The sequence below is a fragment of the Companilactobacillus nodensis DSM 19682 = JCM 14932 = NBRC 107160 genome, from assembly GCF_000615905.1.
Lineage (GTDB): Bacteria > Bacillota > Bacilli > Lactobacillales > Lactobacillaceae > Companilactobacillus > Companilactobacillus nodensis.
On record NZ_BAMN01000021.1, the window covers coordinates 1 to 23,321 of the forward strand.

The 23,321-nt window shown below is 36.9% G+C and carries 20 protein-coding genes and 1 pseudogene; 17 read left to right on the forward strand and 4 right to left on the reverse strand.

Annotated features, from left to right (window positions below; translation table 11 throughout):
* Positions 1-224 precede the first annotated feature (224 nt).
* Complete coding sequence (locus tag JCM14932_RS11430) at positions 225-413, forward strand: hypothetical protein (RefSeq protein WP_025024970.1); 189 nt, start codon at positions 225-227, stop codon at positions 411-413.
* Between the two features lie 271 nt (positions 414-684).
* Here JCM14932_RS11430 and JCM14932_RS11435 read toward each other — a convergent pair whose 3' ends face one another.
* A complete protein-coding gene (locus tag JCM14932_RS11435; protein ID WP_025024971.1) occupies positions 685-1,485 on the reverse strand; it encodes a tyrosine-protein phosphatase in 801 nt (266 codons plus the stop codon).
* A 63-nt stretch (positions 1,486-1,548) separates the two neighbouring features.
* On the opposite strand from JCM14932_RS11435, the gene JCM14932_RS11440 reads away from it, so the two are divergent.
* From JCM14932_RS11440 to JCM14932_RS11490, 11 genes are all read left to right on the forward strand, one after another.
* Positions 1,549-2,673 carry a glycerate kinase gene (locus JCM14932_RS11440; protein WP_025024972.1) on the forward strand — a complete coding sequence of 375 codons (1,125 nt, stop codon included), beginning with the start codon at positions 1,549-1,551 and terminating at the stop codon, positions 2,671-2,673.
* Between the two features lie 137 nt (positions 2,674-2,810).
* Positions 2,811-3,281 carry a universal stress protein gene (locus JCM14932_RS11445; protein ID WP_025024973.1) on the forward strand — a complete coding sequence of 157 codons (471 nt, stop codon included), beginning with the start codon at positions 2,811-2,813 and terminating at the stop codon, positions 3,279-3,281.
* Between the two features lie 302 nt (positions 3,282-3,583).
* Complete coding sequence (locus JCM14932_RS11450) at positions 3,584-4,129, forward strand: DNA-3-methyladenine glycosylase I (protein WP_025024974.1); 546 nt, start codon at positions 3,584-3,586, stop codon at positions 4,127-4,129.
* 39 nt (positions 4,130-4,168) lie between these two features.
* The gene (locus tag JCM14932_RS11455; RefSeq protein ID WP_025024975.1) at positions 4,169-4,657 is read left to right on the forward strand and encodes a hypothetical protein; all 489 of its coding nucleotides are present in this window, start codon (positions 4,169-4,171) and stop codon (positions 4,655-4,657) included.
* Complete coding sequence (locus JCM14932_RS11460; RefSeq protein ID WP_081776163.1) at positions 4,648-5,481, forward strand: ATP-binding cassette domain-containing protein; 834 nt, start codon at positions 4,648-4,650, stop codon at positions 5,479-5,481. Before JCM14932_RS11455 ends, JCM14932_RS11460 begins: the two co-directional genes overlap by 10 nt.
* The gene (locus JCM14932_RS11465) at positions 5,471-6,145 is read left to right on the forward strand and encodes a hypothetical protein (RefSeq protein WP_025024977.1); all 675 of its coding nucleotides are present in this window, start codon (positions 5,471-5,473) and stop codon (positions 6,143-6,145) included. The genes JCM14932_RS11460 and JCM14932_RS11465 overlap by 11 nt, the downstream gene beginning before the upstream one ends.
* A gap of 17 nt (positions 6,146-6,162) precedes the next feature.
* A complete protein-coding gene (locus tag JCM14932_RS11470) occupies positions 6,163-6,687 on the forward strand; it encodes a GNAT family N-acetyltransferase (protein WP_025024978.1) in 525 nt (174 codons plus the stop codon).
* 170 nt (positions 6,688-6,857) lie between these two features.
* Positions 6,858-8,027 (forward strand): metallophosphoesterase family protein, encoded by a 1,170-nt coding sequence (locus JCM14932_RS11475; protein WP_025024979.1) that lies wholly within the window; start codon positions 6,858-6,860, stop codon positions 8,025-8,027.
* A 12-nt stretch (positions 8,028-8,039) separates the two neighbouring features.
* Positions 8,040-9,929, forward strand: a complete 1,890-nt coding sequence (asnB, locus tag JCM14932_RS11480) for an asparagine synthase (glutamine-hydrolyzing) (protein WP_025024980.1) — start codon at positions 8,040-8,042, stop codon at positions 9,927-9,929.
* Between the two features lie 352 nt (positions 9,930-10,281).
* Positions 10,282-11,511 carry a carboxylate--amine ligase gene (locus JCM14932_RS11485; protein ID WP_051528124.1) on the forward strand — a complete coding sequence of 410 codons (1,230 nt, stop codon included), beginning with the start codon at positions 10,282-10,284 and terminating at the stop codon, positions 11,509-11,511.
* A 14-nt stretch (positions 11,512-11,525) separates the two neighbouring features.
* Positions 11,526-11,990: a universal stress protein gene (locus JCM14932_RS11490; RefSeq protein WP_025024982.1), complete on the forward strand. Its 465-nt coding sequence runs from the start codon at positions 11,526-11,528 to the stop codon at positions 11,988-11,990.
* Positions 11,991-12,169: 179 nt separating this feature from the next.
* On the opposite strand, the gene JCM14932_RS15455 is transcribed toward JCM14932_RS11490, so the two are convergent.
* The 3 genes from JCM14932_RS15455 to JCM14932_RS11505 form a co-directional block, all read right to left on the reverse strand.
* Entirely contained in the window at positions 12,170-13,555 is a 1,386-nt protein-coding gene (locus JCM14932_RS15455; protein ID WP_034543336.1) for a sodium:solute symporter family protein, read from the reverse strand.
* A gap of 87 nt (positions 13,556-13,642) precedes the next feature.
* On the reverse strand, positions 13,643-14,602 hold the full coding sequence (locus tag JCM14932_RS11500; RefSeq protein ID WP_025024983.1) for a dihydrodipicolinate synthase family protein: 960 nt from the start codon (positions 14,600-14,602) through the stop codon (positions 13,643-13,645).
* Positions 14,603-14,734: 132 nt separating this feature from the next.
* On the reverse strand, positions 14,735-15,610 hold the full coding sequence (locus JCM14932_RS11505; RefSeq protein ID WP_025024984.1) for a LacI family DNA-binding transcriptional regulator: 876 nt from the start codon (positions 15,608-15,610) through the stop codon (positions 14,735-14,737).
* Positions 15,611-15,908: 298 nt separating this feature from the next.
* Between JCM14932_RS11505 and JCM14932_RS11510 the strand changes: the two genes are divergently transcribed.
* The 5 genes and pseudogenes from JCM14932_RS11510 (at position 15,909) to JCM14932_RS11535 (ending at position 23,250) form a co-directional block, all read left to right on the forward strand.
* Entirely contained in the window at positions 15,909-17,816 is a 1,908-nt protein-coding gene (locus tag JCM14932_RS11510) for a M13 family metallopeptidase (protein WP_034543340.1), read from the forward strand.
* A 279-nt stretch (positions 17,817-18,095) separates the two neighbouring features.
* On the forward strand, positions 18,096-19,346 hold the full coding sequence (locus tag JCM14932_RS11520) for an MFS transporter (RefSeq protein WP_025024986.1): 1,251 nt from the start codon (positions 18,096-18,098) through the stop codon (positions 19,344-19,346).
* Positions 19,347-19,476: 130 nt separating this feature from the next.
* On the forward strand, positions 19,477-20,178 hold the full coding sequence (locus JCM14932_RS11525) for an ABC transporter ATP-binding protein (RefSeq protein WP_025024987.1): 702 nt from the start codon (positions 19,477-19,479) through the stop codon (positions 20,176-20,178).
* Between the two features lie 9 nt (positions 20,179-20,187).
* A pseudogene (locus tag JCM14932_RS15460) lies at positions 20,188-22,766 on the forward strand (ABC transporter permease).
* A 46-nt stretch (positions 22,767-22,812) separates the two neighbouring features.
* Positions 22,813-23,250: a MerR family transcriptional regulator gene (locus JCM14932_RS11535; protein WP_025024988.1), complete on the forward strand. Its 438-nt coding sequence runs from the start codon at positions 22,813-22,815 to the stop codon at positions 23,248-23,250.
* Positions 23,251-23,321: the final 71 nt, after the last annotated feature.

A 23,321-nucleotide genomic window follows, 5' to 3' on the forward strand; every position in this document is an offset into this window, starting at 1 on the left:
TGAAAATCCTACGCGCACTTACATATTTTCTTTAATCGAATTTAAGATACTTAATCCCTTTATTAGAAAGTGCGTAACCGCTTGCACAAATATTGAAAACTAGGCATTTCAGACGCTTGTAAATGGCTTTTAAACATGGTAGTTTAGCTATTGGAGAGAGCCAAGGGAAAGATAAACGGAAAACCTAAAGCTCGCAATTAACATCAAACAAGGGGTGGATTATTATGACAATGCAAATCGTACGTCAATTAGCAAAAACATCAATCATGGCAGTGGTAGTGGTATTCTTAATGTTACTATTCGTGTTGCAAAGTCGATATTCCATACCCGCAGTTGCAATCACTGCTGTGATTTTCGCAGTGTATTCAGAAAATAGCTTTACAAAGAATCACGATGTAAAGTATACGATCTAAACAGCCATACTAAAAAAGGATTTCGAAGTGTAAAAACTTCGGAATCCTTTTTTGTTTTGATGTAACCCTATATCAGGGGGGGAAGGAGGGTTACTTACTTGTGATTATGAGATTAATATCTATTTTATATGAAGATTATTATTATATAGGGAGGGTTATAAGTTAAAGTGTTTTTCGTTTTCCTTTAGCTTATGGTTATATAATAACTAGTAAATGTGAAGAAAGTATGACTCAAATGTTATGTAAAGAAGAATCTTTTGGGATGAATCTATTAAGCCAAATAAATCTTCTTTAGATCCTTGATATCGCTAGAGCTAACTTTCAATTCATCTTTGATATAATTATCTATACTACCGGAAGTTTCTTTGATGGCCTTTTCAGCAGTATTAAGGTAATTAATATTAACAGTCATCAGTGCTTTGATCGTATCAACTAGTGATGGCTCATGTTCTAGCACTTCACTTAGTAGGTTATCTATATATGACTTACTTGCTTTGTTTGTTAGTAGGTAATCGTCCTTAATAGTTGTCATTGGTACGCCTAAGGCAGACATTAAGAAGAAAGCACCCATACCAGTGCGGTCCTTACCAGCACTGCAGTGGAACAATAGCACTTCATTATCGGTTTCATTACCTAATAGTTCACCGAAGAAATTTTGATAAGCTGTCTTGGCTTGCTCGCCATTGATCATATCGAGGTATGCATCTAGCATGTGGTTGTATCCGTCGATTGGAACATAGTCTAGGTCAGGAATTGAAGTTCCTTGAATCTTTGAAGCCTCAGTTTCATCTTCCTTGAAAACAGGAAGTGAAAGATACTTAGTTCCTGTGGGAATTCTGTCCGGCTTCTTTTCAGCTTCGTCTTTGGAACGAAAGTCGATATCAGTCTTCAATCCGTAGTTGCTCAAGAAATTGATGTCTTTATCTGTGAGGTCACCTAATCCGGCCGAGCGCAGTACTTTGTGGTACTTGATCGTGTGTCCGTCGGTAGTCTTATATCCGCCAAGTTCACGGAAGTTACGACCTTTTTCAAGATCTAAAATACGATGTGATTGCTTTGTAGCGTTATCCATTGTAATACCTCTCTATCATCGATAAATGTTCTTAATACATTATAACAAAAAGGAAGAATATTCATGAAATTTATCATCGCTCCTGGAAAATATTCTGACCATATTAGTTCTAGAAAGATTGGTCAGGCTATATATAGCGGTATTTCGCGTGCATTACCGGATGCTGAAATAGTTACGATGCCAGTTACTGACAGTCGCGATGGTATGCCAGCACTTGTTAAGCACACGATTGGTGGACAGTGGTTGGAATTACCGTTCTTTGATGCCTTTTGGCATAACAAGTTGGGTAGATATCTTGTCACTAAAATCGATGGTCAAGACACGGTTATCATGGATTCTGAACAAATCGTCGGTTTAGAGTTAGCTAAAGGTAAAACGAGAGATGAATTATTCCATGCCACTAGTCATGGGTTAGGCGAATTCATTTTGGATGCTATCTCTGGCGGTCACAAGAACATAGTCATCTGTTTAGGCAGAACAGCCGTCGCTGATGGTGGATTAGGAGCATTACAAGCGCTTGGAGCAAAGATTTATGATGAACAGGGATCACTTATACCGGAAGGTGAAAACCCGCTTATAAGCGGTTATACGGTTGATTTGGATGGAATCAAAGAATTGCTTCCTTATCGAACACAGATTACGATTCTGCTTAATTATTCCAGTGCGTATGAAGTTAGAAACAATATTGAATTTTTAAATGAAGCACAAGAAAGTTTTTTGGAAGATAATTTGGTTTATGTTACGGAAAAGGTCAATGAGAAGTATAATTTAGATATACATCCGATGCCTAATTCTGATGCCATCAAGACATTAGCTGGGGCATTTGCGATGATCGATGCACGGATCTTCCGTTCATCCTTTGAGTGGATAGCCAATGTTACCGGAATGGATCAGACGATTCGTTCGGCGGATGTTTTAGTGACGGCAACTGATGATATTTCAGCAGAGTCGATGCACGATGAGTTATTGTTTCATTTAAGCAAGATTGCTGGGACGAGTAAAATTCCCACATTTGTACTGTGTAATAATTTTATTGATAATTTTGAGGATTACGAACAATTATTTACAGGTATATTTTCAACTCAAATGTCAGCTTATAGCGTTAATAAATGGGATGAAAAGACGATCTTTGATAACTATGAAGCAGTCGCTAATCAATTAGCTCGTACATTGATGTCCTTTCACTGATATAATTGTATATAAGCAATACAAAAGATTGAATATTCTATATTAATGCATTAATCTTACATTAAGAAGTTTTCAATACACGCATTGAAAAGAGCACGGGATGCATAAACTTGCAGCTCGTTTAGGAGGATTTCATTATGGAACAAGACTATAAGAGAATTTTAGTACCCGTAGATGGATCAAAGGAAGCTGAAATGGCTTTTCAAAAAGCTGTAAGAGTTGCCCAAATGAATGGTGGTCATCTAGATGTCCTAACAGTTCTAGACACTAAGCAATTTATCGGATTGCACGGTGGAATGTTGAACGGGGATGTTATTTACCAACTTTCAGAAGATGCTCAAAAATATCTCAATGAATTAAAAGATAAAGCTGTTAAAGATGGATTTGCTGAAGATAATATTGATATTCACGTACGTTTTGGTGAACCAAAGACAGTTATCTCAGATGAATTCGTTGAAGAATATAAGAATGATTTGATCATGATCGGTTCAACTGGTATGAACGCAGTTACACGTCTATTGGTAGGATCAGTTTCAGAGTTCGTTACACGTAATGCTCGTACTGATGTTATTATTGTTCGTACTAATACTGATAATGGCAAATTATAGAGAGTGAAAAAACCGGGAGATTCTGAGCACTGCCTAAGACAGTAAAGGTGCCAACGAAGTTGGTGCATTTGCTGTCTGTAGCAGGCGCAGGAATCTGGTTTTTGTAACTCGTTTTAGGTAGAGCGTGTCAAAGGACGGGAACAACTGAGCATTACCTAGATAAGTGGATTTGCCACGAAGTGGTGAAGTCACTTATCGTAGTAAGCGGAGGTTGTTGTCTTTTGTAAGCGCGTTTAAGATAAAATACAAAAGAAAAGACCGTGACTAGTGTCACGGCCTTTTTAATGCAAAGAGGCGATAATATGAGGTGTCCATGGGCAAATAGTTCAGAGGAAATGCAATCATACCATGACAATGAATGGTGCAAAGTAAGTCACGATGAAAGGTATTTTTTTGAGATGCTGACGCTGGAACTATCACAAGCGGGCCTGTCTTGGGCAACTATTATCAAACGTCGTGAAGGATACAGAGAAGCATTTGCTGATTTTGACGTTGCTAAGATTGCTCAGTTTGATGATGCGAAAAAAGCTGAATTGTTGCAGAACCCTGGTATAATTCGTAATAAGTTGAAGGTTAATGCGACTATCAACAATGCCCGTCTTATTCAAGGGATGCATGACCGAAATGAAAAATTATCTGATTATATTTGGAATTTTGTTGATAATAAACCAATAATTAATCATTATAGTGACATGAGTGAATTACCAGCACAAACTGAATTGTCGCAGACAATCAGCAAAGATTTAAAAAAACTGGGATTTCGTTTTGTCGGTCCAACGATTATTTATTCATTTTTGCAAGCAGTTGGCGTGTTGAATGATCATTTGGATAGTTGCGATTTTAAATAGGGATATTTTTCAGTATAATAGAACTAACGGAGGAAAATTATGGATTCTGAAACTATTAGTAAATTAGCCGAATGGCTAGATAAGAATGACAAGGATATCGAGAAGAAAGACGAAAAGTTCGATGTTCAAAAGGTATACGACATAATCGATTCTTTGGAAGTATTGAGAAAACCTATTAAAGATTATTTCGATATGACAGAAGATGATTATTATCAAAACGAGTCTGACCACCGTCTTACATTACAAAACCCAACACACAAGTTGAGTGAATTGCATGATCGCGTGCAGGTAAATCACGTTGATGGTTCTCTTTCAGAACACAATATCAACTTCACTTATAACCATGAAGATCCATATGCCGAAGGCGAATACAAAGTTAAAACTGACTTGAATTTGGTAACTTATTCATTTGTAGTTATCGGCGCTGTTTACAACAATACAATTGTCGCTGATGTTAGAAACTCAATTTCAAAAGACGCAATCCTATCAATTGGATTAGCCGCACATGCAATCGAGGAATGGCAATAGTGGAATTAATAACCGTTAAAGATTTATCTTTACAAAACGAAGGTTACTTTGCATTTAAGCATGTAACCTTTTCTTTAACTCAAAATCAAATTATTAGTATTGTTGGTGACAGTGGTAGTGGTAAAACTCAGTTACTATCAACTTTGGCCAAATTGAAGACAGCTGACAGCGGCAAAGTTGAGTTCACTCCTGGTGTTAGGATCGGTTATCTGCCACAGTTTGATCCGCAAGTGATCAATAAGAGTGTCCGAATCTATCTAGAGGAAATTCGTCAGTTGAGCGGTACACTGGCTGTTTCTAAAGAACAGCTCAAGGGTTTGATCGCCTTTATGGGAATGAGTCCTTATCTTGATCGTCAGGTTAGACAGCTTTCTTATGGTCTGAAGCAGCGAGTCAACTTCTTGGCTGCTGTGTCAGGACATCCGAACGTATTATTATTGGATGAACCTTTTTCATTTCAAAACAGCAAGTACACTTCGAATATGTTGGAGATAATCAAGGACCTCGCTGATAATGGTTCTGGCGTTGTTATTGCAAGTTCAACTCAAGATAGTAGTATAACCAATTATTTTGATGCTAATTATATTATGAAGAATAAGTCGATGGAACAAGTTAAAGACAAGGATAAGGAAATTCTCTGTATGCTGATATTCACCGTCAAGCCGGATTCTATGGCCCTGACGACGGAGATAAGTCAGTACTTGTCCGCTAATGTCAGCAGCTTGGTTGAATTGAAGATTCCACTAGGGATGAAAGACGCTATCATAAAAGAAATGATAGATTTGAATTATCAATTTGAGGGGGCAAGAATTCTTGAAGGTTAGAATTTTATTAAGTAATTTTATTAATTCGATATTACAAAATTTCTTGTACCCAACATTATTGTTAGCTTTTTTAGCTTTTGAATTGACAATGAATTCTTTGTTGGATCTGAATACAAGTAATAAGTTTGGATTCTTGATTGTTGGAATATTTCTAATGTCACTTTTGACGAGCATGAATTTTTTGAAGAATGATGCCCAGTACAATGAGTACTTTATGCAAAAAATTAGTAATTATTGGCTGTATTTCATAATGCAAGCTTTGACACTGTTCTTGGTCACGTTGTTCAGTGCCATCGTTGTCTTTTTATTTAGCTTTATGTTGAGTTCAGACATTATTGTTGATCTGGTTGCCATAATGTCATTGGCTACAACTGGCTTCGTGGGTGTGGGTATAGCCTTTTTGTGCAAACCACAATGGAATAAGCACCCATACGCCGGTCAAATGGGTATAATATTACTTGTATACGTAGCGTTAGCTGGAAGCAGTATTGATTTATTACATTATGTCAGTTGGTTTTTACCTCCAGTTTCTCAAATGATTACAATTTTCCAAGAACAAACTTCCATTAGAGCACTGATACCGACGGCGATACAACAATTTGTATATGCCTGTGTCTTAATTGTGTTAAGTGGAACTTTTTACGAAAAGAAATTATCCAATTAGACCAAGGGGGTAGTTGAATGAGTACTATTTACTTGCGCCAATCTCACTCAGATGATTTTGAACGAGTTGCTGAGATAATCAGTGGTGCAAAAAAAATGCTTTTTGATCGCGGAGTAAATCAGTGGCAAAAAGGGTATCCTGATGAAGCAATTTTGCAGCGTGATATCGAAGAAGGTATCAACTATGTGTTGATATTAGATGGTGCTGTTGTAGGTACAGCAGCTTTACAACAAGGTTACGATCGTGATTATCAGAATATTAGTGAAGGCAGATGGAGCGAGAACTCCGATGTTACTTATTCGATAATTCATCGTATTGCGGTTGAATCAGGTCATCAGACTAAGCAATTGTATATTGCTCTGATCCAACAATTACTAACGATGTCATATCATTTAGGGTATTCTGATGTCAGAATCGACACTCACCCAGACAATTTGGTAATGCAGCATGTGATAACGGATAGTGGATTTGATGAAAAAGGAATTATTACTTTGGATGCTGATGATGGTGTTCGTAAGGCTTACCAAATATTATTGAAGTAGAAAAATATTGCGTTACTGTAAGGTAGTGTGTGAGAATAGAGTCTCATAGTTAATTGTTTCCCAACGATTAATATGAGCGGATCGAAAAAAGTCATCCGAGATTAGATGGCTTTTTTACTATTTTTTCATAAAAAAAATGATAGTATTGAGATATTGGGAGAACAGAAAAATTGAATATTAAAAATTTTGCTAAAAAAGTTTTAAATCCAAGGTCTTCTGGAATTATTTCAGCGCAAACTGATAATTTTTTGAGAAGACTCAAACCGAGACGCTTTGTTAAGGATTATATTACAGGTGTTTATGATAATAACGTTAGACCGAATGTGTCCGACAATACGGTGACTCTTTCTGTTCTGACTGATACTCACGCCAAGGCGGTTGCTAGTGCATCTTATTATGGAATCAACGGTATACGTCATATAATAGAGGCTAACAGTGCAGGTGATGATTTGAACATTGATTTGAATGTTCACCTAGGCGACCTGATCGACGGAAGTGACAAGCCAGAAATTAGTCGCGGATTATTAAGATTCGCTGTTGAAAACTATCAAAAGAGTACAAAACCATTTTATATTGCCGAAGGTAATCACGATGAGAATGACAAGTATGACGAACATCGTTTTGTCAGTTCAGCCTCATTCAATCGTGACGACTATGATAGTCTGGTCACAAAATATAACTTTGAACAAAGTGAGATTTCGCGATTAAATGCCGTTTCAAAGGTCGGTTGGTATGACAAGGGTGATGTGCGCCTTATTTTTTTGGATACTAGTGATATACCTTATATTTTAAATAATGGTTCTAAAAAATATGACTTTAAAAAAGTTAGAGGTGTCCGTGAGCAGCAACTAGAAGATTTAGTTACTGTTTTGGAAGACACAGTTGATAAGCATGTTGTTGTATTTGGGCATGCCAACATAATAAGTCCTAGTGGCCGTAGTGCATTGAATTTTAATGGAGATTTGATTCAACAGATATTTGTAAGTTTCAATAATAAAAATCGCGGGCAGATTAAAAATGAACTTACAGGTGATTTTGGAGTAAATTTGCGTTATGATTTTTCTTCAACGGGAATCTCCAAGGTGTCCAATTATATTTGTGGACACATGCATTATGAAAAATACTATAAAGTTTCAGGAATTAATCATATAATATTAAATTGTTCGGCTTTGATGGGGAAGAAGCATGGATTAACTACGGACTATAACAAAAAGTGGGATCGAAGATATAATGAAATTTCAGAATTAGCTGGATATTTTATTAATATTGACCCTGATAAATTACGGTTGCAGATTTTTGGTTACGGAGCAGCAACAAGATATGTAAGTTTTGAGATATAAGGGAGAATTAATATGTGTGGAATTGTCGGATTTGTAGACAAGAATATTGCTGACAAAAAGCCAGTTATTGAAGCCATGATGGATACGATCAAACATCGTGGACCTAACAGCTCTGGAGAATTGATTGATGGAAGCACTGCATTAGGTTTCCGTCGCTTGAGTATTATCGATATTCAAAGTGGTATGCAACCTATATACAACGAAGATAGAAGCAAGGCTATTATCTTCAATGGTGAAATCTACAACTATCAAGACGTTAGAAAAGATCTATTAAAAGCTGGACACGTGTTCAGTACTGATACTGATACAGAAGTTTTGTTACATGGATTTGAAGAGTGGGGCATTGTTGACTTGCTTAAGAAGATTCGTGGAATGTTTGCTTTTGTCATCTATGACTTAGAAACGGGCGATATTACCGGAGCTAGAGATTTCTTTGGTATCAAGCCATTGTACTATTACAATCGACAAGGAACATTTATTTTTGGTTCAGAGATCAAGTCATTCTTAAAGCACCCTAATTTTAAGAAGGAATTGAACAAAGCGGCTTTGAAGCCATATCTTACTTTCCAATACTCAGCTTTGAATGAAACATTCTTCAAAAATGTCTTCCGTATTCCTGAAGGACATTACTTTACATATAAGAATGGTAAATTAAGCATCAAGAAGTACTGGGATATGGAATTCAAAGAGAATCATTTGAGCTTTGAAGATACTGTTAAAAAGATTGATGACTCATTACGTGATTCAGTTAAGGAACATGCTATCAGTGATGTTCCCGTTGGTTCACTACTATCAAGTGGTGTTGATTCAAGTTATGTTACAGCTATCCTCAAACCAGAACATACATATTCGATCGATTTTGATACAAGTACCTATGAAGAAGGTAGTGCTGCCAAGGATTTGGCAGATCAATTAGGACTCAAGAACACACGTGGAATCGTCACAAAGGATGAAGCTATCAAGGCTATGCCTTTGATTCAATACTATATGGATGAGCCGGATTCTAATCCATCATGTGTGCCACTATACTTCTTAACTAAGCTTGCAAGTAAGGATGTTACAGTTATCCTTTCTGGTGAAGGTGCCGATGAATTATTTGCTGGTTATGCTAATTACGGATATCATTCACATTCGAAGGCAATTCGTGTCTTCGCTGAAGATTTGAAGAAGTTGCCAAGAGGCGCACGTTACAAATTGGCTCATGGCTTGAAGAAGATGCCAAACTTCCCAGGAAGATTACATCTATATGAGTCAACTGCTAAGGCTGAAGAGTTCTTCATTGGCCAAGCTAAGATCTTTACAGAAAAAGAAGCTGCTGACCTAGTTAAACCTGACTTTGAGAAGTCACGTTCAGTTAAGGATATTGTTATGAGAAGTTATAGCAAGGTCGCTGATTATGATGACGAAGTTAAGAAGATGCAATATCTTGATCTTCACCAGTTCATGTCAAATGATATCTTGCTCAAAGCTGATCGTATGAGTATGGCTAATTCTATGGAGCTTCGTGTTCCATTCCTTGATAAGGAAGTGGCTAAAGTTGCTTCTGGAATTCCAACTAAGTATCTATTAAACAGCAAGGATAGTAAGTACGCCTTACGTGTTGCTGCAGAACGTGCTCTACCTGAAGAATGGGCAAAACGTGAAAAGTTAGGATTCCCAGTACCAATTCGTGATTGGATCCGTACAGAAGACGTTTATCACCAATTCCATGAACTATTCAGTGAAGACTATGTCAATGAATTCTTCGACCAAGATGCAATCTTGGATATGTTAGACGGATTCTACAAAGGTGACAATGATGATCGTCGTAAGATCTGGACTGTTTATACATTCTTGATCTGGTACAAAGTATTCTTTATCAATGATGGTAAGAAGCCAGAAGTAGAACCAGAAGTTAAATAACTAAAACAACTAAAATTCAACAAATAAGAAGGACGCATCATGCGTTCTTTTTTGCTGTTACTATTTTTTCACCGCTATAACGCCTGATTCAGTCAATAAACTGTGTTATGAATAAATGTTAGTTTACGAATTTGTTCAGACAAATAATAAAATTAAAAAGCTGTTAAATCGGCTATATACCGGGCTTGAATTGTAAAATATCCTTAAGGTATCGTTGTGTAATTGTGATTATGGTATAATTTTGTTTGAAATGTGTGTAATTATAAAATTATGAATTAAATAAAGTAAGAGGTTGATCCCTATCGAAACTGAATCAGGAAAAAAATTCACGCCGGTAATATTAGGTAGTGATATGAATGTATATGGTATGGCGCGTGCCTTTCATGAATTATATGGTGGAGTAGTAGATGCATATGCAGGTGCTCAACTCGCTCCTACACGTTATACAAAAATTATAAATTTAACACTTAATGCTGGATTTGCTGAAGATCCTGTATTTATTGAAAAAATGCGTGAAATTGCTAAGAAGTATGAGAATCATGACGAACCAGTTATTTTGCTAGCTTGTGGTGATGGATACGCTGAACTTATAAGTAAACACAAAGAAGAGCTCTCTAAGACATTTGTTTGCCCATACGTTGATTATGACCTACTGAAGTCATTGAATAACAAGGAGAGCTTCTATAAGGTTGCTGATAAGCACGGACTTCCACATCCATTGACTAAGATCATTACTAAAGATGCCTATGAGAGTAAGGACAAGTCTGGCCTTGAAGTACCTTTTGATTTCCCAGTTGCTTTGAAACCAGCTAACAGTGTTGAATGGTTGGATATTCATTTTGAAGGTAGGAAAAAGGCTTTCACAATTCATTCGAATGATGAATATATGGATATCGTAAGCAAGATTTATGATAATGGTTATAAATCTGATTTGATCCTTCAAGACTTCATTCCTGGTGATGATTCAAATATGCGTGTACTAAATGCGTATGTTGATCAAGAACATCACGTGAAGATGATGTGTTTAGGTCACCCAATTTTGGAAGATCCTACACCTCAATCAATCGGTAATTATGTAGCTATCGTGCCAGAATTTAATCAAGATGTTTATGACTTAGTTCAAAAGTTCCTTGAAGATATTGAATTCACAGGTTTTGCTAACTTTGATATGAAGTATGATTCTCGTGACAAGACCTTTAAGTTCTTTGAAATCAACTTGCGTCAAGGTAGAAGTAGCTTCTTCGTTACCTTGAATGGCTATAATCTTGCCAAATATGTAGTCGAAGATTATATTGAAGGTAGTCTAGAAAATGAGCCTACTGTTTATGCTAATAAGAATAAGGCTCAACATAAGTTATGGTTGGGAATTCCTGTTAAGGTCTTCAGAAAATACGCTGCTCACAATGAAGCTAGTGAATATGCTGAAGAACTTATCAAGCAAGATCGTACTGGTACAACTGTTTTCTATGACAAAGACAAGTCCTTCAAGCGTTGGTTATTGATGACTTATATGTTCCACAATTATGTGAAACGATTTGATCAATATTTCCAAGCTAATAAGGGACGCGACTTCAAAAAATAGGAGGTTTTTATTAGATGGATGAATTAAAAGAATACAAGGTAAAGAAAATTGAGTATTCAAAGATTTTGATTTGTGTGGATTCAGATGACTTCACATCATCGAAAAATGCCTTTAATTATGCCTGTTCTTTGGCAAAACATTATGGTGCTGAACTTGGAATAGCTTCAGTTTTGGAAACAGGAGATTTGAATATTTTTCAATCACTTGATCCAGAAGTCCTCAAAGACCGTCGTAATGAAATTAAAGAATTGCTCGAAACTTATGGACAAAAGGCCAAGACCTATGGTGTTAAGAATGTGCATTTGATGGTCACCGAAGGAAATCCTGGTTCTGTTATTGTTGAAAAGGTAATTCCTAGTTTTGAACCAGACTTGGTTATTGTTGGTGTCGAGGAAAAGAATCGTCACCGTAATACCATTGGTTCACAAGCTTCAAAAATTGTTAATAATTCAAGAGTTTCAGTTAGTGTTATTAGATAATTAGATTTTAATGATTGCATCTTTTTGGTTAGAGAACTCTAACTTCAAGAAGGTGCTTTTTTGATATTGAAATTATATATTATTGGGCAATATTGAGTGAAAACAAAAAATGTCGCATTTATAAAATACGTAAGTAGAATTACTAATTGTATTTATGAATGCGACATTTTTAAGTTATTTTAAGCTTTTCTATAGAACAACTTTGAAATCAAACGACCTATTAGCATAATGATTAACGGCGTTAGAATAGCTATATATGTATCATCAATACCTAGTGGATCTCCAAGGATATACCAGACAGTAGTGAGTAATGTGGTAGTTATTAAAGCAATGTTAGCCGAAGTTGTGGAATCAAATGTAGGTAAATAAAATGCGATTACAGCTATTATTGCAATTGAAACACGTAGAGCTTTTGCGAAAAATGAAAGAGCAAGTATGTTTGGTGTGTAGAACATAAATATTAGTGGTAAGAGTCCAACAATTATGGAAATTATTCTGGTTACTTTTAATTGTTTTTTGGGTTCTGGCTTCCAATGTGGAACATAAAAGTCATTAACGATAAGAGCGACAATTGCAAGTCCGCAGGAACTAACACCAACGAATACTCCCGCCAGTAGTCCGATCGAACTTATTGACGCCCAAAATGTATTCATATGACTTAAAAAAATTGGAAGGGCATATAAACCATTAATAGATGGGAAAAGATATTTAGCGGTAACACCGATAAGACCTAATGCAATTCCAAATGGAATTACTAGAATAGCTGCCCAAAATGCTGCCTTTTGCGCATCTTTTGCGCTTTTTGTTGAAGATATAGCCTGCGCAATAGTTTGAGTAGAAAATACAGCTCCTACTGAAGTTAAAATCCATCCAATGATTGTAGCCACACCAATATTTCCAGTAGATGTGAAATAGAATTTCGGAAGTTTATGGGCTACTGGATGTAGACCGTGTGTCATCATTAAAGCAACTATTAAAATTATGATAACGCCCAAATATTTCATAAAGGTATGAACCATGGTCGTTTTAGAGATACTTTTCATACCACCGATACTAAAATATATGGTGCTAACAATGGCAATTAATATCATTGATACGGGCAAATTAGTATTTAGAATTTCGTGTAGTACGCTAGCCCCACTTATATATGTATTTAAGTTGAGCATCAACATAGCATAAATCATAATCATAGATACTATGAGTTGTGTTGAACGTCCATATGTTTTATTTATAGCTCCTGAGATTGTGAAACTTCCCGTATTGTATAGTTTTTTTACAAAGAAGCAGCCATAAAGGAAGAAAGCAATTGCTGCTGCAAATAGGGACCACATAGCTGCAATACCACTAGAGAATGCCTTCTGTGGTGTGCCAATAACTGCCATAATTCCGTTATAGTTAGAAAAGATCATTACACCAACGACAAAATACGGAATCCCCTTGCTTCCCTGCATGAAATCAGAATTTGAGCTGCCACTCCATTTATAGCTTAGATAGGCAGTGATGATAATATATGCAGCGACCACAATTAAAATAATGAGAGAAGAATTTTGATTTATTAAATCCATAGTTTTCACCCCATTTGCAAAAAAAGCCGTTGATAGTATCCAATTTATAGATATATCAACGACTTTGATTTGACATATTGTAATAATTTAGAATTTGGACATATCTACTTTAGTTAATCCGCTGTCCTTCACTCCTTGAGAAATAATCTCTTTGCTCTTTTCTGTAATAGGTAGGACAGGTTTACGCATATGATCGTTTGTAAATACACCACGTTCAACTAATACTTGTTTCAAACGAGCATGTGCTTCCCCTGATGGTTGGCCTCCACGGTATATTGCACGCTCAACAGGGAAAATCTTGTTATCTACTTCATGAAGTTCTTTACATGTTCCCTCATTGTATGTCTTGAAAGCTTTAGTTATTAATTCTGGGATACATCCAGCAAATCCAAGGATTGCACCATCCATTCCTGGGAATAATGAGTCACTAATTGTTTCATCATGACAAGTTAAAAGTGCAGCATCTGGATTTGACTTGCGAATCGTACGGACTTGTTCTTCGTAGATTGATTGGACACGGGTTCCCATTTTGACACCCTTAACGTGTGGAATATTTGTTAACATTTCAACTAGTTGTTCTTGTGTGTATGTGGCTTTGGTATAGGCAGGGTATAAATGTAAAATTATATCAATGTCAGCACCTTCAGCAACGTCTTTGACGAATTCAAAGGGAGAACGTGGGCTCATACTGAAACGTAACCACATGTGTGGTGGCATTAGTAAAATACCATCTGCACCGGCTTCTTTTGCATCCCTAGCAGTTTCAATAGCTCCCTTTGTATTTTCACTACTTACACCAGAAACAATCGTCATCTTATCGCCGACTTCTTCTGCGGCAATTTGAGTAACTCTTTTACGTTCTTCACGGCTTAATGCTGTAATTTCACCAGTGTGTCCATTGGTAACAATTCCTTTAATACCGTCATCATAAAATGATTCTAGCCAGCGAAGATAGGCTCTAAATTCTGGTTCATTGATTGAATCATCATCATTCATAGGAACAGAAATTGCTGGGAAAATTGTATGAAAGTTTTTAGTTTTAGTCATTTTTAAAATCTCCTTAACATGTCATTCTACTTATGTATTCGACATTTACTTTTAAATGTTTCAACGGTGAATCACGATCTAATTTTTCAACTTTTGAAATAATCAAACTCAATGCATGTAACGAAACTTCATCTATTGGGAAAACTGTAGCACTGACTTTGATTGGCAATAAATCACTAAGGTACTTCCCGCTAAACTTATCACTTTTATTTTTTCAGGAATGGGAATATTTTGATCATTAAGATACTTGGTTACGCCTAATGCTTCGGGATCATTCGCAGTTAGAATTGCATCTATATTTGGTGAAGCTTTCAGTAATTTTTTTGCTAAATTATATCCGGCATTTACAAATGATTTGGGATAATCTTTAGTATTTTGTACGATGATAGGTAAATCATAATTAGTCGCTAATCGTTGGTATGCCTCTGATTTATTTTTATAAGAAATATCACATATAGGTCCATTGACTAGTCCAATTTGTTTGCAGTCCTTTTCAATAAGTACATTAAAAGCAGTTTCAACACTTTTACTATAATCAATTGAAATACTATCCAAGTTCTGATCAACTTCACGGAATATTTGAACAATTGGTGTTCCGCTTGAATTTATATCTTCTAATAATGAGTTATTATCTCCAGTGGAAGCAATGATAATTCCGTCGACTAATCCAGCACGCATTTTTTGAAGTAGGCGTTTCTCCTTTTCTCCATCATCGTTTGAAAGACAGACAATTACGTCGTAGTTAACGGCATCTGCCTGGAGCTCTGCTTGCTGGATAAAGTCCATAAAAATATTTAACTTTGCATTTGGTATGATAATACCTACGGCGTGAACTTTGCCTGTTGTAAATACTTCCTTGGTACTATTTGAATGATATTTAAGTTCATTCGCAGCTTCCAGAATTCTTTTTTTAGTATTTGGATGAACATATGGAGAATCATTCAAGGCACGTGATACTGTACTTATATCAACGTGTGCCAATTTAGCAATATCTTTTAAAGTAGGCAAAGTATAAACCTCGCAATCAATCCGTTTAGTTGTGTAAAAGAATCAACATGTTTTAGGGATCCGATTTCCTTTTACAACTACAGTATAGAAATCGCTTACTGTATTATCAATAAAATCCATGTCTTCTGCAATTTTTTGCATTACAAGAATAGATGATATTTATACTAATTTATTTAAAGGCGTTTCTTAGACTCATAATTTTTTTAATGAAAATCAAAGAGTGATATAGTATTAAGTAAAATCTCACATGGTGGTGAATGTATTGTTTACTAGTAAAATTATTGGTGGCGCTGGCGATATGGTAAATGCTAAGCCTACTGATTATAAAGAAAATTTGTACTTGGCTGTGAATGGTGCTTGGCAGGAAAAGGCTGAGATACCGTCAGACAAGCCACGTACGGGTGGGTTTATGGATCTTGATGAAGGTGTTGAAAAAGCCTTGATGAAGGAGTTCCACGAGTTCGCAAATGATGAAGGAAAGATTAATGATGATTTGATGTTACAAGCTGTTAAGTTATATCGCTTGGCAAATAATGTTGAACATCTTAATAAATTCCATCATCAACCAATTTTAAAAGATATCCAAAAAATCAATGACATCACAAGCTTGCAAGAGTTCAGTGACAAGCTAGCTGAATTATCAAAGGCTGGATTCCCATTGCCAATTGATATTTCTATTGATGCTGATATGAAGGATACTTCTAAGAATGTTGTCTATATTGGTGGCGCAGGATTGATCTTGCCGGATAAGACTTACTATGCTGAAAGCAATAAGTCTGGTGAACAATTGTTGAAGAAGTTCGCCGAAGTTTCAACACGTCTTCTTTCAATGATCGGTTATAATCTTGATGATGCTAAGAAGATCGTTGCGAAGGCTTTGAAGTTTGATAAGCTGTTAGTCCCTATCGTTAAGGGTTCAGAAGAGTGGGCTGATTATACTAAGATGTATAACCCAATGCCATTCTCAGAATATATTACTAAGTCAGATGCATTGGACTTGAAGTCTCAAGTTACTGAACAGATCAACGATATACCGGACAAAGTAATTATTACTGAACCTCGTTATTTGGATAACTTGAATAAGATTATTAACGAAGATACTTTTGAAGATATCAAAGCCTGGATGATGGTCAACTTCTTGACTGGCAATGCTTCAAGTCTTGATGAGGAGTTCCGTCAAGTAATCGGTGAATACAACCTTGCTTTGAGCGGTGCTAAGGAATTACAAAACCGTACTAAGTTTGCTTATCACAAAGCTGCGGGTATCTTCAGCCAAGTTGTCGGTGTTTATTATGGTAAGAAGTACTTCGGTGAAGATGCTAAGAATGATGTTCGCGGCATGATTAAGAAGATGATTTCAATCTATGAACAGCGTATCAGTGCCAATACTTGGTTGAGTGAAGATACTAAGAAGAAGGCTATTGTTAAGTTAGATAAGATTGAAGTTAAAGTCGGCTATCCTGATAAGATCGATGATATTTATAGCAAGATCAAAATCAATGAGAATGACTCATTGTATGACAACTTGCGTGAGATCAGAAAGATCTTCATTCAAGATTCACTTGATCAATATCACAAGGCAGTTGATCGTACGAAGTGGCTTATGCCAGGACACATGGTTAATGCATGTTATGATCCTTCAAGAAATGACATCACTTTCCCAGCTGCCATTTTGCAAGCTCCATTCTATAGTTTGGAACAAACAAGCAGTGAGAACTTCGGTGGTATCGGTGCAGTCATCGCTCATGAAATTTCTCATGCCTTCGATAATAATGGTGCGCAATTTGATGAGTTCGGTAATATGAATAATTGGTGGACTGACGAAGATTATGCCAAATTCAAGAAGTTAACACAAAATATGATCGATGAATTCGATGGAATTCCATATGCAGGCGGCAAGGTCAATGGGAAACTTGTTGTTAGTGAAAATGTCGCTGATGTCGGTGGCCTTCGTTGTGCTCTAGAAGCTGCTAAAACAGAAGACGATTATGATGTTAAGAAATTCTTCATCAACTGGGCTCGTGTCTGGAGATTAAAGGCAACACAAGAGTTCAATGAACTATTGTTATCAACAGATGTTCATGCCCCAGGTCCATTACGTGCCAATGTTCAAGCACAAAATATGGATGAATTCTATGATGCCTTTGGTATTACTAAGAATGATGGAATGTGGCTTGATGAAGATAAACGAGTTAATATTTGGTAGACACTCAGAGAGTGTAGAAAAGCGGGAGCTCCTGAGCATTAGCTAGGATAAGGAAGGTGCCAACGAAGTTGGTGCATTTCTTATCCGTACTAAGCGCAGGGGGCTGCTTTTCGGAACTCGTTTCAATAAACACAACCAAAAATATCCCCCAAAAAAGCTCCAATGAAATTATAATTTCGTTGGAACTTTTTTATTACTCTCAGGTATAATCATCTTGACTTGAAATTATTATCGTGCGATAATTCAATTTCTGTGAAATTCAATTAAAGGGGGGATTTTATGTCAGATAATACATTTGCCATACCAAATTGGCGAAAGAATATTTACTTATTCTTATTCGGTCAATTCATGTCGGGAATCACAAGTATGGTCGTTCAATATGCCATCATATGGTACCTGACCAAAGAAACGGGTTCGGCAACAGTTTTAAGTTTTGCGACGTTGTTGGGAATGTTACCAATGGTTTTGTTGAGTCCGTTTGTTGGACCATTCGTCGATAGAACTAATAAGAAGTTCTTGTTGATAGTTCCAGATATTATTGCCGCAATTTTTGCAATTATTTTATCAATTGTGGGAATTATCAATAAGGACTTTCCACTGTGGTTGATCTTTGTTTCGTTGTTAGTGAGATCGATTGCCCAGACTTTTCAGATGCCAACGATCCAGTCAATTATGCCTACGATGGTTCCTAAGGAACAGATCACTAAGATGAATGGACAGTTAGGAATGGTCCAGTCGGCTAATATGATTATTGCGCCAGCGCTTGGGGCGTTCCTGTTCTCAATCGTGCCGATTGCCTATTTGATCTTGTTGGATGTTGTTGGTGCCATCGTCGGCGTGGTTATTATCATGTTTGTTATTATTCCTGAGAATCCAGTTTATGATGAAAAAATTCATGTTTTGTCTGATGTAAAATTCGGACTCGATCAATTGCGTGGTAACCGCGGACTGTGGTATATCACTTTAATGGGAACTGCCTTTACATTATTATTTATGCCCGCCGCCAGTATGTATCCACTGATGACAATGTCATATTTCCATGGAACAGTGGCTCAAGCCGGTATCATTGAAGTTGTTTACTCGGTCGGAATGCTAGCCGGTGGAGCAGTGATCGGATTCTTCGGTAACTGGTCAGATCGGATGAAACCGATACTTAATTCCATATGGGTCATGGGAATCTCCTTCGCTATCAGTGGTGTCCTACCCGGCAATAGCAATGGGTTCTTGTGGTTCGTCGCCTTGAATACAATTGCAGGGTTAGCGACACCATTCTTCAACACATTACTGATGGCGATGATTCAAGAGAGTTATCCACCAGAGAATCTTGGACGAGTGTTGGGAATCCTGAATTCATTAATGAGTATCTCTGGTCCAGTGGGATTAGTTTTTGCTGGTCCACTAGCGGATAAATTCGGAGTTAATAGTTTGTTTATTATTGGTGGAATAGGAACTTTACTCTGTGGGTTGTTCGTCCTATTGGTCCCAGTTACTAGAAATTATGATAAGGAATTACAAAAGAAGATATCGTAGAATATAACGATGTCTTTTTTCTTCGCATAAATCTACTTATCTAAAAAATGCTATAATTATTATGAGATTTTAAAAATTAAAGAGGCCGCGACTTTTGTCCAGCCTCTTTTTAATAGGTGAAGGTGATTTAATGGCATATATCGAGGTTAGACATGAATTCAAACGATATCAAATGGGCGAGACACAAATCATTGCTAATAATGATCTGTCATTCGACATTGAACGTGGCAAATTAACGGTTATTCTGGGACCTAGTGGTGCTGGTAAATCAACTGTGCTTAATATTCTTGGGGGGATGGATACTCCAAGTGATGGACAAGTGGTCATTGATGGGACGGATATTGCTCGTTTTTCAGAACGTCAATTGACTGAATATCGTCGTAATGATGTTGGATTTGTTTTTCAATTTTATAATTTGATCCCTAATTTGACGACCAAAGAAAACGTTGAGTTAGCTTCCGCAATCGTTAGTGACGCACTAGATGCGACTCAAACTCTGAATCAAGTTGGTTTGAGTGATCGAATCGATAACTTTCCTTCACAACTATCAGGTGGTGAGCAGCAACGTGTTGCCATTGCTCGTGCTTTAGCGAAGAATCCTAAGTTGTTATTGTGTGATGAACCGACGGGTGCGCTTGACTATGAAACTGGTAAGCAAGTCTTGACCTTGTTACAAAATGCTAGTCATCTGAATAACAAAACGGTAGTTATCATTACCCATAACTCAGCTTTGGCAGCGATGGCTGATCGAATTATTCGTATCAATGATGCTCGTGTTCGTTCAATCGAAGATAATCCAAATCCAATGCCTGTACAATACATCGAATGGTAGGTGAAAATATTGAAACCACTGACTAAGAATATGTTTAGAGATATCGCCAAGTCAAAAGGTCGTTTCATCGCTATCATTCTAATTATTATGCTGGGTGTTTTGATTTTCGTAGGTGTCAAAGCAGCTGGGCCTAGTTTGAATGATTCACTTAACACTACGGTCACGGATAAAAAACTGTCAGATGTGCAATTGATTTCGACGACTGGCTTCACACAAAAAGACCTGAATCTAGCTGAAAAAGTGAGCGGTGCTAAAGCTGAGAGGGTTAAGTATAAGCAAGTTGTCGGTAGTAAAAGTCATGTTGCAATGGCACTTTATGGATATAAAAAAACTAATAAACAAAATCAATTAATTATTAGAAGCGGTCACTTACCTAGTAAGAGTAATGAAATAATTTTGGATCAAGTGGCCAAAACTAAGTATGGTTATAAATTAGGTGATAAGTTTAGTTTTGATAAGTCAGCTGATTTAAAATCCAGAACTTACAAGATCGTAGGATTTGCGAGTTCTCCGCAATATATTGATAATGAATCTCGTGGAGCCAGCAATGTCGGCGATGGAACGGTCCGAATGTTTGCTTATATTTATGATAAGCAAATGAACTTACCGTTTGCGACACAATTGAATGTTAGGTTCGATAAATTACAATCTAAGAATACCTTTAGCGATAGTTATAAGGATGCCGTCGATCATAAGGTCAAAAAGCTAAAAACAGCATTCAAGGGAAGAGCTAAAGAACGTTCAGATTCATTGGTCGGTGATAATCTCAAAACTTTGGATCAGCAGCAAAAACAATTGAACGATGCCAAAGGTCAACTTATGCTGGCCAGTTCTGCTGGAACTGATGTTAGTGAGCAATTAATGACATTGAATTCGCAACAGACGCAACTGACGGTTGGGTATGACAAGCTCCATAAACAGACCAAGACTAGTTATACTTGGCAAACTAGAGAAGATTTACCAGGCTTCTCAGCCTATGGTGAGAGCTCAGATCGAATCGCTGCAATTGCCAATGTTTTCCCAGTGTTCTTCTTCTTAATTGCAGCTTTAATTACTTTTACGACTATTACTAGAATGATCGAGGAAGCCCGTGGACAGATCGGTACTTTCAAAGCACTCGGCTATACAAAATGGGAGATTGCCAAAAACTACTTCTATTATGCTTTAACTGCCGGGTTAATTGGTACACTTCTCGGTGCGGTAATCGGTAATGAGAGTTTGCCACGAATCGTTTTGGCGTTGTATAAGCAATATATTCCATTAACGTGGGATGTTAAATTTCAATGGATGATAGTTCTCATAGCACTGATCTTTGCCTTGTTGGCAACGGTTGGTGCAGCGATGATCGTTGTTCGTCGGGAATTATCTGAAGGACCTGCGGCATTAATGCGTCCGAAGGCCCCTAAGTCAGCCAAGAAAATCTTATTGGAACGTATCAAGCCACTGTGGAATCATCTCAGTTTCAATCGCAAAGTCAGTTATCGTAACTTGTTCAGATCAAGTCACGAATGTTCATGACTATTATCGGTATTGCTGGTGGTACAGCTTTGATTCTGACTGGGTTTGGCATTCAGAATTCAATTGGTGCTTCTGGTAATCGCCAATATGGTGAGATCTTTGATTATCAAGCAGTAGTTAGATTGTCGAATAACAATAGTACTAAGGCACTAAAAGTTTTGAACGATAATGACCAGTATCGCAGCAGTACCAAGGTTAGTGCGACGACTGGTAAGGTTAAGGCTAATGGAGAGCAAGTGGACGATGTTAACTTCTATACGCCTGAGAGTGCTAACTTCGATAAGTATATCCACTTGAAAGACTCTAAGACTGACCAAAAATTGAAGTTAAAGGATAACCAGGTTGTTTTGACTGAAAAGATGGCAAAGATTCTTAAAGTCAAAGCCGGAGATATGATCAGTATCAAAACCGCTAGTGGCAAGGGTGGAGAAATTAAAGTATCTGCCGTTACTCAAAACTTTATTAGTCATTTCATGTATCTTAATAAAGATACATATAAGGAATTGTTTGGAACGGCACCGAAGACTAATACCTTATTAGTTAACCTGAAGTCACAGACGAATGGGCAACGTAATAGCCTGGCTAATAAACTATTGAAGCATGGCGGAGTTATGGGAACCAGTTATACGTATGATCAAGAATCTACGATTGCTAAAATGACATCTTCTTTGATGCCGATCGTATTGATCTTCATCTTGTTATCAGGTGTCTTGTCGTTCGTAGTTCTATATAACTTAACTAATATCAATGTTTCAGAAAGAATCCGTGAACTATCAACTATTAAAGTTCTAGGGTTCTACAATAACGAAGTGACGATGTATATCGTACGTGAAAATATAATTTTGACGATTCTAGGAATCATCGTGGGATATGGAGTTGGTAATCTACTGACGGCCTATATTCTTAATCAAGCATCAACCGCGTTAGTGATTTTCCCACTGACGATAAGTACGTTTGGCTATATTGTCGCGACAGTTCTGATGATTGTCTTCACAGTAATTGTCATGTTGATCACACACCAAAAACTAAAGGGGATCGATATGATCGGTGCTTTGAAGTCAAATGAATAATTAGTGTTAAACTTAAAGTCAACTTTAATATAAAGAGGCAATAAGAATGGATACCAAAATAACAGTGAGACAATATCGTATTGGTGACTTTGCCAAGGCGACTGGTTTGAGCAGTCCAACATTGAGGTACTACGAAAAAGAGGGCTTGATCAAGCCGCACCGAACAGAAAACGGTCTGCGTTACTATACTGAACAAGATGCTGACTGGATCAAATTCTTGTTACATCTGAAGGGTACCGGGATGACGATCGAACAGCTCAAGCAATATGTTGAGTGGCGTGCTGAAGGTGATTCGACGATTGATAAGAGGATTGCCTTATTACAAGAGGTTCACGATGACTTCGAAAAACAGTTTGCGCAATTACAGCATAATTGGACGATTTTAAATGATAAGCTAGATTGGTATAAGGGCAAAGTTAATGGTCACATTGAGGACACTGAAGACTTTGCGGCTTACCTTAAAAGAATGAATCATCACGAATAAAACTAAAAATATTCTCAAATTACAGCTTGACTTAAAGTTAACTTTAAGGAGTTTAATGATTCTTGTAATCA